Origin of the sequence: Flavobacterium sp. GSP6 (genome assembly GCF_003984855.1) — a bacterium.
Classification (GTDB): domain Bacteria; phylum Bacteroidota; class Bacteroidia; order Flavobacteriales; family Flavobacteriaceae; genus Flavobacterium.
This window is the reverse complement of the sequence record NZ_RYDO01000004.1, coordinates 21051-35455: the sequence shown is the minus strand read 5'-3', so window position 1 is coordinate 35455 and position 14405 is coordinate 21051. Positions and strand designations below refer to the sequence as shown.

General features: G+C 33.6%; 12 protein-coding genes and 1 pseudogene. All 13 read right to left on the bottom strand.

The genetic code is table 11. The features are described 5' to 3' along the window. Positions 1 to 114 precede the first annotated feature (114 nt). Entirely contained in the window at positions 115 to 1626 is a 1512-nt protein-coding gene (locus tag EKM03_RS06020; protein WP_126576443.1) for an oligosaccharide flippase family protein, read from the bottom strand. Between the two features lie 75 nt (positions 1627 to 1701). Next, a complete protein-coding gene (locus tag EKM03_RS06015; RefSeq protein WP_126576444.1) occupies positions 1702 to 2550 on the bottom strand; it encodes a sugar nucleotide-binding protein in 849 nt (282 codons plus the stop codon). 34 nt (positions 2551 to 2584) lie between these two features. Then, positions 2585 to 3607, bottom strand: a complete 1023-nt coding sequence (locus EKM03_RS06010) for a polysaccharide biosynthesis protein (protein ID WP_304983878.1) — start codon at positions 3605 to 3607, stop codon at positions 2585 to 2587. Between the two features lie 106 nt (positions 3608 to 3713). Further along, positions 3714 to 4784: a Wzz/FepE/Etk N-terminal domain-containing protein gene (locus EKM03_RS06005; RefSeq protein ID WP_126576446.1), complete on the bottom strand. Its 1071-nt coding sequence runs from the start codon at positions 4782 to 4784 to the stop codon at positions 3714 to 3716. Between the two features lie 216 nt (positions 4785 to 5000). Further along, positions 5001 to 7412 (bottom strand): SLBB domain-containing protein, encoded by a 2412-nt coding sequence (locus tag EKM03_RS06000; RefSeq protein WP_126740023.1) that lies wholly within the window; start codon positions 7410 to 7412, stop codon positions 5001 to 5003. Positions 7413 to 8877: 1465 nt separating this feature from the next. Next, on the bottom strand, positions 8878 to 9405 hold the full coding sequence (locus EKM03_RS05995; protein ID WP_126555345.1) for an ORF6N domain-containing protein: 528 nt from the start codon (positions 9403 to 9405) through the stop codon (positions 8878 to 8880). 139 nt (positions 9406 to 9544) lie between these two features. Next, positions 9545 to 10030, bottom strand: a complete 486-nt coding sequence (locus tag EKM03_RS05990) for an ATP-binding protein (RefSeq protein ID WP_126740022.1) — start codon at positions 10028 to 10030, stop codon at positions 9545 to 9547. Positions 10031 to 10062: 32 nt separating this feature from the next. After that, on the bottom strand, positions 10063 to 10362 hold the full coding sequence (locus EKM03_RS05985; RefSeq protein WP_126461339.1) for a helix-turn-helix domain-containing protein: 300 nt from the start codon (positions 10360 to 10362) through the stop codon (positions 10063 to 10065). A 2-nt stretch (positions 10363 to 10364) separates the two neighbouring features. Further along, the gene (locus EKM03_RS05980) at positions 10365 to 10703 is read right to left on the bottom strand and encodes a type II toxin-antitoxin system RelE/ParE family toxin (protein ID WP_126461342.1); all 339 of its coding nucleotides are present in this window, start codon (positions 10701 to 10703) and stop codon (positions 10365 to 10367) included. A gap of 289 nt (positions 10704 to 10992) precedes the next feature. Beyond that, positions 10993 to 11832, bottom strand: coding sequence for a RhuM family protein (rhuM, locus tag EKM03_RS05975; RefSeq protein WP_199741556.1), 840 nt, complete (start codon positions 11830 to 11832; stop codon positions 10993 to 10995). A gap of 96 nt (positions 11833 to 11928) precedes the next feature. Then, positions 11929 to 12537: a virulence RhuM family protein gene (locus tag EKM03_RS05970; RefSeq protein ID WP_126555351.1), complete on the bottom strand. Its 609-nt coding sequence runs from the start codon at positions 12535 to 12537 to the stop codon at positions 11929 to 11931. Positions 12538 to 12826: 289 nt separating this feature from the next. After that, positions 12827 to 12961: pseudogene (locus EKM03_RS15235) on the bottom strand (GDP-L-fucose synthase); the annotation flags it as partial. A 141-nt stretch (positions 12962 to 13102) separates the two neighbouring features. Beyond that, positions 13103 to 14110, bottom strand: a complete 1008-nt coding sequence (locus EKM03_RS05955; RefSeq protein ID WP_126568169.1) for a mannose-1-phosphate guanylyltransferase — start codon at positions 14108 to 14110, stop codon at positions 13103 to 13105. Between the last annotated feature and the right edge of the window lie 295 nt (positions 14111 to 14405).

The window sequence follows — 14405 nt, the reverse complement described above, 5'->3', positions numbered from 1 at the left end:
TACAAACATTTACTAATTATAAACAGAAAAACTAATAAAATCTTCAAAATTAAATAATTTTAAAAACTAAACTTGAATTTGACTATGATTTATTACCTAAAGAACACTAAAAATTTACGCCCTTTTTAAACTATAACAAAAAGAGGTAAAAATCAAGATAATTCCTGTAACAATAATCCACGTTAAATTCTCAAATCGACCTAGGTCATGCGGTTTTAATAAAAAAGATGCATATGTAATAGGAACTGTAATTAAAACGGGAGGTACAATAACTGTCCGATACCACTTTGTCAATTCTCCTTTAAAAATACGTCTATGCATTAACCATAATCCTAAAGTAATATCCGAAATACCATGAATTAACCAAACTACTGTACCACCAATAATTCCGAAAAAATGAATAGCCAAAAGCATTATTGGTAAGCCAATTAAAATTGAACCAAAAATCATCTTCACATGCAAGCTGGTCCATCCTTGTGCTTGTTGCATAGCCGCAGGTAACCAACCTAAACCTGAACAAAGAATCCCAAGGATTAGAAACCTAAATGTTTTAAGAATAATCCCATCATTAATATTCATCCATGATAGAAAGATATCTTCCGCAAAGAATAAGCAAATAACTCCTAAAGATATTATGATTATTGCGATCATTTTATTGCTAAAAAAATACTCATTTTTCAGTTTTTCATGATCTCCAAAAGAAAACAATTCTGAATATCGAGGAAAAAATGCTCTATAAAAAGGTTGTATACCTAATTGCAAAAGTCCTGTTGCTGTGAATGCAATTGCATACTTTCCAAGTTCTGAAGCAGGAAGTATTTTACTTATTGCGATTCTATCGATATTAGAAATAAGTACTGCCGCAATAGATGTCAATGCCATTCCACTAGAAAATTTGGCAGAATAGCGAAGTAACCCTAAATTAAAAATAGGTTTGTATAAATTTGTACAATTAATACTTCTTCTCAGAAAAAACCGTGCTATAAACGTTTGCAAAACAGCTACCATAATTTGAACTGAAAAGAACCAAATTAAATCATCATGGTAAAATAAAATCAACGATCCCATACCATATCTCAGAGTATTTCCAGAAATCTGAAGAATATTCATAAGTTTATGATTCTGCAAACCTATTAATCCATTTAAGTACAAAACATTGGGAAACTGAAAGAACAAAGTACAGCTCATCAATAACATAATATGAACTATATTAATATTCTTACTAATATCAAATGTAAACCAATGGTTTGAAAAAAAAATCGAAAATATGATTAAGAAAGCAAATATAATAGCCGCAATACCCCAATAAAATATTTCAATTGTCTTTAACAGATCCAACCTGTAAGAATTACCCTCGTTATTTGATTTCGCACCGGCAAATTCTTTAATGATAGTGGCTCCTAGTCCGAAATCAAAGAAGCTCATCATAGCTTGAAAAACTAACCAAATGCTTAAAATACCGTACAACTCCAAACCAAGTTTAGAGATATACCATGGTGTTGACAAAATAATCAACAACGCCAACCACACACCTCCTATAAAGTTCCAAAAAACATTTTTTATCGAACTAAATTTAATAAAATTCCAACTTTTTATTCTATTATAATATAATAACCTAAAATTCATGTTTTTTCTTTATAAAATCGACTACTTTTCTAAACTGTACCAGTCAGGAATTTAATTTCAAGGGCTAACATAAAATTAATAATTTGGATAAAGCGCTTTGTACTTAATAATCCAATCATGCATTTCTTTTACCATTTGATCATAAGAAGGTACTTCAAACAAAAAGTCATTACGAGTATTTCTAAGAGATTTATCCAATTGAAATTTTTCCTCGATTTCAATAACGACTTGATTATTGAAAAAATGTCTATTAAAAAGTTGAAGAAGATCGTATTTCGATATACTTTCATTATTCACTAAATTATACAAACCACATAAGTTTTGTGCAATTGCTTTTTCCATTGCCTTTGCCAGAGTAAGCGTTGTTACGCCAGTCCATATCGCCCCCGAAAAACCATTAATTGAAACTTTCTGCTTCATAAACCAATTAAACAAACCAATGCCATTATGATTCATATCAGGTCCAATAATTGAATTTCTAAAGGTTAAGTTTTTTAAATCATTTACTTCACCTAAAGCCTTTGAGCGATCGTACAGACTTGTCCCATCACAAACGCTGTTTTCAAAATAAGGTCCAGAATTCCCAGCAAAAACGCAGTCTGTACTCATTTGAATTAACTTTGTCTTGCTGTCTTTTAAAGTATCTGCAATTAAATGCGGTAAATAGCTATTTAAATATACAGCCTTCGAAGGATAATTTTCTGCATCTTGATTTAATATACCAATACAATTAATCACAACATCAAAGTTTTCTCCAAATAACATCGATTTAAACTTTTCAGTTTCAAAGACATCTCCGATAATATTATCACAATACAAAAATGGAGTTCTGGAATAAGAGACTACATTATATCCTTTTTCTTTAAAATATAATGCTACAGTATGTCCAGCCATTCCTGTTGCTCCTAAAACTAATATATTCATAATAACCTATAATTTACCTCTATATCTTTTACTCCTAGTTTATTGAATCTACTTCTTTCTTTATCATTTGCAGCTTAAGTAATAAGTTTGTCATTTCACTTATATTTAATTGATCAGTATTATGAGAATGATAATCAATATATTTAGAAACTTTTTCTTCACCTTCGATAACGTATTTATTATAATTTAAATCACGCTCATCACACGGAATTCTATAATAATTACCTACGTCTTCGGCCTTTGCCATTTCTTCTCTAGTTACCAAAGATTCATACAATTTTTCCCCATGACGTGTTCCTATAACACGAATTTTTACTTTACTTTTATATAAATCAATAAGTGATTTAGACAATACATCTAGAGTTGCTGCAGGAGCTTTCTGAACGAATAAGTCCCCATTTTTTCCATGTTCAAAAGCATATAAAACCAAATCAACAGCATCCTCTAAGGTCATCATGAATCGCGTCATATTTGGGTCAGTAATCGTAATATCTTTACCAGATTTAATTTGTTCAACCCATAAAGGTATTACTGACCCTCGACTTGCCATAACATTTCCATATCTTGTACAACAAATTGTTGTTATGCTATTTTCACCTAAAGAACGCCCTTTTGCAATAGCCACTTTTTCCATCATTGCTTTACTTATACCCATCGCATTAATTGGATAGCAAGCCTTATCCGTACTTAGCACAACAACGTTTTTAACTCCATTATGAATAGCAGAATCCAGGACATTATCTGTCCCTAATACATTAGTTTGAACAGCTTGCATAGGGAAAAATTCACACGAAGGAACCTGTTTTAAGGCAGCAGCATGAAACACATAATCAACTCCTGTCATTGCAAGATCTACACTACGCTTATCCCGAACATCACCGATATAAAACTTAACTTTAGGATTCTGTATTTGATGCCTCATATCATCCTGTTTCTTTTCGTCTCGGCTAAAAATGCGAATTTCTTTGATATCAGTATTTAAAAATTTTTTAAGGACTGCGTTACCAAAAGAACCAGTTCCTCCAGTAATAAGTAATATTTTATTTTTTAACATAATTTTGGATTGTTTCAATTTTTCTTTAATCTATTAACACAAATTCTATTATAAAATTTATATATTTTCACTTTTTAATACATAAATTATTATTGATATTTTTTTAAATTTATTTTATTCCCATTTCTTTTATATATCGTCTAATCACTAAATATATAATAGTTAATATCCCTGCTAAAAAAAAACCCAGTACAATTCCTAAAAATTTTCCAAATTTCTCTTTCTCTAAAGGCAAAATAGGTCGATCAATTACTTGGATTAATGGCGTTTCCTTACGCAAGGTTACTTTCGCCAATTCACTTTGTTTGACCAATTCGGTCAAAATAGCCGTGTTAGCTTGTACATCGACCTGTCTTCTAGCGGAAGGGGCGCGACGCACATTCATAGCAGGATTCAATCCAAAAGTATTGTCATTGGCAACCGCCACACCGGTAATCGCTCCGTTGAGTTCACCACGAATAGAGTCCGTTTGCCGTTCCAAAATATCCATATTCAGCCGGGCCTTTTTACTTTTAGTAGTCACATAAAAATCAGAAACTTCTTTGACCAAGGCTTCCGTAAAATACTTGGAGAACAATTCATTAGTAGAAGAGACATCTATGTTAATAATAGCAATCTTTTTATCTTTTTGTCCTACGGATAATCCCGTTTTAGACAAATCTTGATATACCACACCCAAGATACTGTCATGTACTCGGGTAAAATGGGTACGCTTGGTATCGGGTAAAAACTGGATGGTTGCAAATTTTGGTTTGTCATTCCACTTTTCCCTCCAGCCCTGATTTTGTATGTACATCTCCGCCAAAGAAATGGTTTTTCCATCCACTACAACGGGGCTCAACAAGGTTTGCTCCACCATAGCGCGGGACTTGAACAACTCGGTCAAATTAGATCCGGTAAAAATACTTCCTCCACCGCCGCCAAGATCTAAGCCAAGCGAACTCGCCAAACCTAAAGCACCTCCCAAGCCACCGCCTGTCTTCTCATCTTCTAGTGCGAAGGATAGTGTTGCGGTATAAACCGGTTTTTTTACAAAAGAATAAGCTAACCCTAAAGCTGCCCCTATAACTCCTGCTAAAACAATAATTTTCCATTGCCCAAGCAAATACGAAAACCATTCTCTTCCTTTTTCAATAAGTTCTTTTAACGATATTTCATCGTTTGGTATTTGTTCGTTCATTTTTCGGTTTTCTGTTATCCGTTGTCTGTTAATCAGCCTGCCCCGAGTTTTTATCGAGGGGTCACTTCGAGTGAATTTATAAAATAGCGACAGCAGTTGCATAAAATTGTATCGAGAAGTAGATTATTGATTTTTCATTTCCTTTGGATCTGGTTCAAAAATATAAAGTGCTGAATTTTCGATTCCCTTTAGGACTAGAGCAAAAACTAAAGATACCTACTTAAAAGCGGTCAAAATAAGTAACGCTAAACTTGACATTACACTTCCTATTCCTACCCATTCCCCGGCACTCATTTTTTTAACTTCCGGTTTTTCTGGCACTATAATTTGAGAACCTGCAGTCACTTTAGGATACGTTTTTATGAATAAGAAAGAACTTACTACATCTGCTTTACCATTTGGATAAATAATATAGGCTTTTTTCTTCCAGCCCTTGGCATCGATACCACCAACAGCATCTAAGTAATAATTAAATCCTTTTCCTTTTGTATAAGGAATCTCCGAAGTTAACAATACATTACCTGCCACTTTAACCCCTTCATTGTAAGTAGCCACTTCAATCTCATCTCCGGGAAACAAAGTTACATTGGTGTTGCTTTTTGGATTTTCAACAATGGCTTTCCAATCCACTGGTATGGTGGCAAATTTTAAATCTTCTTTTAGTTTTTTAGTGAGCTTGTTTTGGATACTGTCTTTTTTACCCAAATTCATATTTACATTTTCCAATGCTTCTATTTGTTCGGCTTGAATGGGTCTCTTGATCTTAACTCCCTCTATATTGGCAACTGATGTCAAGCCACCTGCTCGTGCAACAATATCATAGACTTTGTCTTTTTTAGTTGCCAAAACATATTTCCCGGAATAATGGACCGCTCCGCTAATAGTGACCATCTCTGGTTTATCATACACCGCCATTTTACGGATATTCACCACATCAAAAGGCTTCAAATCAAAGTTCTTTAACTGTTCATTGTTATCAGCCGTAATTTCGATATTAAATAGTTCCGCTTTATTCGGATTGGCATCGTCTATTTCTTCCGATTGAATCATTCTTGCTACCTCAACTCTCTTAGAAGCCGATCCTGTTAATCCACCAGCTTGAACCAATAGATCATTTAAGGTTAAGTTTTCATGATACTGATAAACACCTGGTTTTTTAATCTCACCATCAATGGTTATTTTAAAGTCTTCAACAAAATCTAAAATTGAATACACCGTTACGATGTCTTCTTTAAATAATGCGACATCCGCTTCTAGATCCCCTGCTAAGGCTTTGGCTAAATTTACATTGACTATTTCCGTGGTCAAATCCGATTGTAGTCGAATGATTCTCGCTCTGTTGCTATACGCATCTTCTTTTAGACCTTCCGCCTTTGCAATCAAATCGGAAACACGCATTCCTTCATAAAAAGAATAGGTATCCGGTCTAAAAACGGCACCGTCAATTTTGATACGGTTTTCAAAACGATTCAGAATTTTAGTCACTCTAAACACATCCCCGGACAACGGTTTATAAGTATTAAATTCTGCGAATTTTACATCTCGAACTTTAAATTCTTTAGCTGTTTTTTGCAATACATTTACCGAAGCAGTATACGCCAATTCATTGAATCCTGATGCAAAAGACAGTAAATCTGCAAATGTCTCCCCTTTTTTCATTTCAAAAATACCAGGACGTTTTACCTGTCCCTCGACGGTAACCCTTTGATTGTAGGCCGGAATTCGAATGACGTCATTATCCTTTAATCCCACATTATCCGATTGATTTCCATTGACAAGGAAGCGGTAAATATCAATGTTTTTGTATACTTTATTATCCCTTAACAATTCAATATTTCTGTAACTGCCGTTTTTTCCCGGGCCACCACCTAAAAATAACGCATTATAAACGGTTGCCAAGGAAGATATCGAATAATTACCCGGTTGTTTACTGCCAATTATCGTTACTCTAATAGTTCTGATGCGACTTAAAGTCACTGCGACTTGAGATTGTCCAGATCCCACTGTGCTATACACTCTTGCGATTGCACCTTTTATTTTTTGGGTAGCAGCCTCAATCGTCATTCCGGAAACGGAAATCTGACCTACATATTGAATGGTTATTTTACCCTCTGTAGATACGGGAATACTAGCATTAAATTCTTGTACTCCATACACACTAACCTGCACTTCATCGCCGGGTCCCAACACGTAATTTACAGGCGTAGCCAATTTTAAATTAGGTTCAAAATTTAAGGTAGGATTATCGAAAAGCTCCGAACCAAAAATTAAAGCATTTAGGGTATCTTTTACTTTCGTATTGACGATTTTTTCTTGTTTTCTATCTTCCGTATCACTGGAATTACTAGTGTTTGAAACGCCTGTTTGCAAGGACAGACCAGCAATTCGAGTTCTTAATTTAGCAAACTCCGAAGCGGGCATTCCTTTGGCTAGAGCCATAGGTTCTGCTTGTTCAATCGTCATATTGTTTGTTTGCAGCTGAGTTTTTATTTTTGCGATGTCGCTATCGATCAAATTATCCACTTTTAAAGTACTCAAATCAGTACTTTTTAACAAGTCCTGTGCAAGTACATTGGAAGATTGGAAAAAAGCAAACAACAATAAAAGAGCAACAATTATTTTTCTCATAAGTAATGTGTAAAAATGTGTATTTTTTTAATTCGAAATATTTTAAGTACTATTTTTTTAAATAAGTAATAACTAAAATTTAATGTCGTGTTTTACTAAAATTCTAAATTTCTTTGCCATAAATTTCAAAGATTGGCACAGATTAATTCGCCACGCAGCTTTAAAAATCGTTTTAATTCATCCAATCTGTGGCAGAAAACTCTTTTTAATAATTGCGACAATATATTTTTCGTGCTACTTATACTATTTTTTAAATAACAAGAAACCCGTTGGGCGTAATGAATAAATTTCCATTAATCTTAAAGAAAAAATTGATGCACAGCACGTAATTTTAAAATATAAGTAATAACCATGGTATAATGTCGTATTTTAAAATCAGGATAAAATTATGTAACAATATAATTTAAAGCTGTTTTACTTAAAGTTAATTCTTTTGACTTTACGACTTTTAAACTTTCGACTTACTTATGTTTCTATGTGGTTAAAAAATTAAACAAATTGAATTACACCCAAGGGGTTAACTAGAATAAAACAAACAACTCTTTATCGTTTTTATTGTAGGAAGTTCTATTTTCTCTATCTTAATTTTATTCTGTACCACAAATCTGTGTCAAAAGTTTTAATTATTAGTTTATTAAATCCTAAAATTATCTCGATTTGTATTTTTTTAATACAATAAATCGGAATTCTCTCTCCAATTGACTATAAAATTATTAATATCCTGAGACCTTTCTTTTTGCAAAATCAAATTAGTGGTATCCGTTGTTAAGGGAGCTTTTTTCGATTTTTTTTGAAAGCGGTACGATTAAGCAAACGCGTAATTTAGTAAATTCTGAAGCGGGCATTCCTGTCGATAACGCTAGAGGTTCGGCCTGATGAATAGTCATATTGTTGCTTTTCAACTAAACTCTACTCTTTTTGAGAGCAGCACCCGATAAATTGTCTACTGACGGAGTACTCCAATCGGCAGTTTTTAATATATCCTGAGCGCTTATCTGGACAGAATGAAAGAGGATTAAAAGGACACTACGGCAGTACCTATTATTTCCATAATTGTTTTTCAAGTATTTTAAATTCTAAAGGAGAACACTATTACCTAATAACGAAACGAAACGCTGCACCCAATTCTTTATTTTTATAAAAGCTTCGCTGCTCAAAATCCCATTTTACAGTTATTTTGTGCGGCTTGCGCAAAAGTAGCAATTTTTATAGCATTAGAAATAAAAAGGTTTACAATTAATCTTTTCTTAACCGATTAAATCTTTTCCTTTAAATGGTTAATTGGTTAATCGTTTACTATTTCGTTAACCGATTAAACCTTTTTCTCATCGATTAAACGATTAACCTTTTCTTAACCGATTAAACCTTTCCTAACCGATTAAACTTTTCTCATCGATTAAACCTTTTTTCTCATCGATTAACCGATTAAACTTTTCTCATCGATTAAACCTTTTTCCTTTAACGTTTATTTATATCCCAGTTTTTTTCGATTTTCCCATTTCTTTTGCTCTATTTTCTCTTCAATAAATTGATCCATTACAGTATAAATTTCCATCAATTGTACATCGTGTTCTCCAAGGCGTTGTTCCAAATCATTTTTCAATTCCATGATTTGTTCAGAAAGATGACTTTGCAAACTAATTGTTTTTCTGATTTCTACAAAGGCACGCATAATGGCGATATTAGTTTCAACTGCTTTTTTAGATTTTAAAACCGTACTAAGCATTGCAACTCCTTGTTCACTGAAAGCAAATGGAGTTTGAGGGCTAAACTTTATTGATTCTGGTAGGTTATCACAATTTGTGATAAGCTCCTGCCATTCTATTTTATTGAGTTGAAACATAAAATCATCAGGAAATCGATAATCGTTTCTACGCACTGATTGTTTTAAACTTCTTGTTTCCACTTCATATAGTGATGCTAAATCAAAGTCAAGCATAACTTTTACTCCACGAAATTCATAAATTTTTGATTGAAATAAACTTAAATCCATATCTAGTTCTTTTCATTGGTTAATTGGTTAATCGTTTACTATTTCGTTGATCGATTAAACCTTTCTTAATCGATTAAACTTTTTTCTCATCGATTAAACGATTAACCTTTTCTTAACCGATTAAACAGTTAAGCTTCCCCTAACCGATTATCCTATAATAGCCTCCTGTTTTCGGTGCTCCTTTAAATTCGATTTTATTTTCTTTCTTTAATTGATTAATTCCTCTTTCAATAGTCCTTTGGGGAACGTTCAAAAGGGACTTTATGTTTGAAACATTGATGCCGGGATTGCTTTCAATAAGTACCAGAATGTCTTTTACTCCGCCACTTACTCCGCCATTTACTCCAACGGCATATTTATCCTCAGTATTTTTGCGCCAAAGAATGGTCTTGAAAATTTCTTCCTGTAGAAACTCGGGAGCTTTTTTCAAACCTGCCTCTTCACAAAGTCGAATAATGTCGCCTGTTCCTGTTCCCATCCTTTCGATAAAACCCGCAAGATACATAGGCTCGGCCAGTAAAGGATTGGCTGGAATGGAACTGTGCGGCTTTCTAAGTTTGGCAGTAGTTAATCCATAAGGTAAACTTCCCGGATTCCAAATTTCGAGCCGGTCTTTAAAAAGCATGACCTGAACAAATTGTAGTGAGATGTACTGATTTATAAAAATGTCAATCCTATTCGTTTGTTTAATCCTAATTCAAAAAGTCGAATCAGTGTTGAAATTTGAATATTTCCTTTTCCATTTTCAATTTTAGAAATATAACTTTTTTTAGTCCCTGTCTTTTCGGCAAGCTGTTCCTGTGTCATTTTTGCTTCTTTTCTTGCTTGCTTCAGCATTTCGCTGATAATAAACATTTGAGTGTGTTCCTCATATTTATTTCTGCTTTCTGTTCCAATTTTTCCGTGTTCAACTTCAATAAGTTGATCAAAATTAGTTATGTGGCTATATTTGTCCATGTCTAATTTGTTTTAGTTGAAAAATATTCTTTTCTCAATCGTATTGCTTTTTCTAATTCGCTATTGGGAGTTTTCTGAGTTTTCTTTTGAAAGGCATTGAATAATACAACTACGTTTCCTTTGTCGAAACAACAAAATATTCTGTAAATATTGGATTGATATTCAACTCTTATTTCATAAACTCCATCGCTTCCGGACAAATGTTTTAAAAATTTTTCAGGAACTCTGTCAACTTGCATTACCAGTTCAAGAATATTTTTAATCTTAGCTTTTACTTTATCTTCTTGAATTTTATAAAAGTCAAGAAAGTGATTCTCGTAAAAGATTATCTGTCTACTCATCTTGCAAAGTTAATTTAAAAGATAACTTATTTCAACTTATTTAACGTCTATTTTTCTTTCTACACAAATTTTTATCACACTATAGTTACCCTAAAAGGCTGTTTTTTTTTAGCAGGAACGACTGATAGTTTAATTGGTTAATAGTTTACTATTTCGTTAACCGATTAAACTTTTTCCTCATCGATTAACCGATTAAACCTTTCTTAAACGATTAAACTTTTCTCATCGATTAAACGATTAATCTTTTCTTAACCGATTAAACCTTTCTTAAACGATTAACCCTTTCCTACTACTCGTATAATTTTCCAAGCAATGTTGCAGGGTCAATATTCAATTTTGAGAAAGCAAACCATTTTTTGCCTAAGTCTTTAAGTGATGCTCCTATATGATACACTTCCGTTTCATCGATTATCAAAAAACGATCATGTGATTTGGAAAATTGCTTAATTTCGACAAGTTCGTATTGGGAATTGAACCGCTCTAAATCGAGTTTTAACTGTTTAGTAATGTCTTTTGTGTAAATAATAACGCCAACTCCTTTTTCTCTCTTTGACAACTGTATTAAAACAGTTTCGTCTACGAAATTATCAATAAGAAGGATCGATTTTTTTGCAGATTTTATCAGTCTGGAAACAAAGGAATGTGCATCGAAAATTTGTCCATCATAGAAAATCCCTTGATTAGGAGACAAATTTGTTTTTAAAATCAAATCAAATTCATTGTTTTTATTTTCCAAAGAACCTACTTTTTTTTCTAAAACATCCATTCGATGATGAATAGCATAGCCTTTGAGCAGATAGTTTTTCAGAATTTTATTTGCCCAAATACGAAACTGAACCCCTCTATTTGATTTCACTCTATAACCTAAAGACATAATCATGTCCAAATTATAAAACTCTACTTGATACGTTTTACCATCACTAGCAGTTGTCGCAAATTTTGCGACAACTTGAACTCCTTCAAGTTCTTCTTTGAGTGCATTAGAAATATGCTTGCCTATAGTTTTAATATCACGATCAAACAAATCAGCGAGTTGAATTCGATTTAACCACACCGTATCATCTTCAATACGAACCTCAATTTGGCTTGTCAGAATTTCAGATTGATAAATGATGATTTCGTTGTTCATTATTTTCTGCTTGCTTGGTTGTTTTTTAAATGGTTAATGGGTTAATCGTTTAACTGGTTAATCGTTTACTATTTCGTTAACCGATTAACCTTTTTTTTAACCGATTAACCTTTTTTCTCTCTTTGACAACTGTATTAAAACAGTTTCGTCTACGAAATTATCAATAAGAAGGATCGATTTTTTTGCAGATTTTATCAGTCTGGAAACAAAGGAATGTGCATCGAAAATTTGTCCATCATAGAAAATCCCTTGATTTAGGGGAAGAGAGGTATTTAACAAAATTTCAATTTTCTGGTCATGCTCGAAAATCTTTTTCTCGATATTTTCAATTCTATTCTGAATCGCATAGCCTTTTAACAAATAGGATTTCAAAGTATTAGTTGCCCATATCCTGAATTGTGTCCCCGTTTTTGACTTCACTCTATAACCGACGGAAATAATCACATCGAGATTGTATAGCTTAACTCTTCGCTTTATCTTTCTAGAACCTTCTTGTTGAACTGTCAAGTATTCCTTGATAGTTGAAAATTCGTCTAGTTCCCCTTCTTTGAAAACATTATTAATATGGAGACTAATATTTTGTTTTGTTGATTGAAATAAATCTACCATTTGTAATTGAGTTAGCCACACAGTCTCATCTTCTATGCGAACCTCAATATGGCTTGACAGCATTTCTGCCTGATAGATAACTATTTCGTTGTGCATTATTTTCTGCTTGCTTGGTTTTTTAAATGGTTAATCGTTTAACTGCTTAATCGTTTACTATTTCGTTAACCGATTATACTTTTTTCTTTAAATGGTTAATGGGTTAAGTGTTTAACTGGTTAATTGTTTACTATTTCGTTAATCGATTAAACCTTTCTTAATCGATTAAACTTTTTTCTCATAGATTAAACGATTAACCTTTTCTTAACCGATTAACCCTTTCCTAACCGATTAAGCGATTAACCCTTTCCTAACCGATTAAACTTTTCTTAACCGATTAAACTTTTCCCTACATCTTAACTTGCTTAAATGCATTTACATTCTCCAAAAACCAATTGTAGGTTCTCTGGATTCCTTCTTCCAGCTGCACCTGATGTTTCCATCCTAGTGCGTGCATTTTGGAGATGTCCATTAGTTTTCTGGGGTACCGTCCAGTTTGCTGGTTCCAAGGGACCTGTGAGCAAGTATTCCTCTTTCAAGGGCTGTGGTGCCAATTTAGGATAGATGCACGAACTTCCCACCATTCCATTGTGTCCTGCGATATATATTTTTGAGGCGGTGTCCATTACTGTAATAATTCCGGTTTTTCCTGTTCCAATGCATTGTATACATTCTTAACATCTTGAGAACTATTTTTTTGAAGAATCAAATTAGCAGTATCCGTATAGACGAAAATAGTGTTTTTCATTCCCACAAACGCCGTATAATTTGTATTGCCAATCACCATATTTCCATTGGGATCAACAGGATGCCCCGTTGCCACTAAATAGTCGTACACCGATTCGAAAGAACCCAAGTCCGACCATGAAAATTCAGACACGACCACTTTTATCTTTTTACTGCGCTCCATTACCGCATAATCAATACTGATGGATGGTATATCCATGGATAAAGCCAAATCTAGATTTCCATTGCTGTTGTTGTCCCATGCAATTTTAGATTTTTCATAGACTTCCGGATTATAGGTCTTTAATTCCTCCAGAAAAATGCCTGCTTTGAAACAAAACATCCCGCTGTTCCATAAAAAATTGCCTTTAGAGATAAATTCCCTCGCGGTAACTTGGTTTGGTTTTTCCCGGAAGGAAACCACATCCTCACCCTTGCGCTCAATATACCCGTATCCCGTTTCTGGTTTCGTCGGAATAATACCGAAAGTAACAATAAAACCGTTAGAAGCCTTTTCTACTGCTTCCTGAATCGCCTTATTATAGTGTTCCATATCGCCTATAATATGATCCGAGGGCGTCACGATTAAAACAGCCTCCGGATCAGAAGCTAGTGCAGCAAAAGCGATGGCTGCAGCCGTATTTCGCGGAGTAGATTCAACAATATCGATATATGGAGTATTGGATTTTTCTAGAACGTGCCGACTTAAATGACAGTTATCACTATTTCCCACAACCATAATCTGGTCCACCAAAGTACGATTGCGCTCCACGGTCATTGCAAATAACGATTTACCTTCAAATAAATCTAAATATTGTTTGGGTTGACTTTTGCGAGATAGCGGCCACAATCGGCTTCCCACTCCTCCGGTAAGGATTACATGTGTTACTGCAGGCTGTTTTTTCATAGTGTTTTTTATGCAATTAGTGCTTATAAGTGATTTGACGCCTCGATTTGGGGTTTACAAAACAGCCTATTGGCGACTATTCTAATTATATTTTTATTTAGACAGGAATCAAATTAAATTCCCTTTTTTTCTTTCGCTTCTTTTTTAAAGTTTCGAGTTAATGACTTAAAAACTTAGTATGAAGACTACTAAACGCAAACTTCTTTGCTGTAATGACTTGAATACTTTAGAGTACAGTGAGAGGATGAAATGTTTGAATTTTAGAACAGAAACACGCCCCTAACCTCTATAGCTC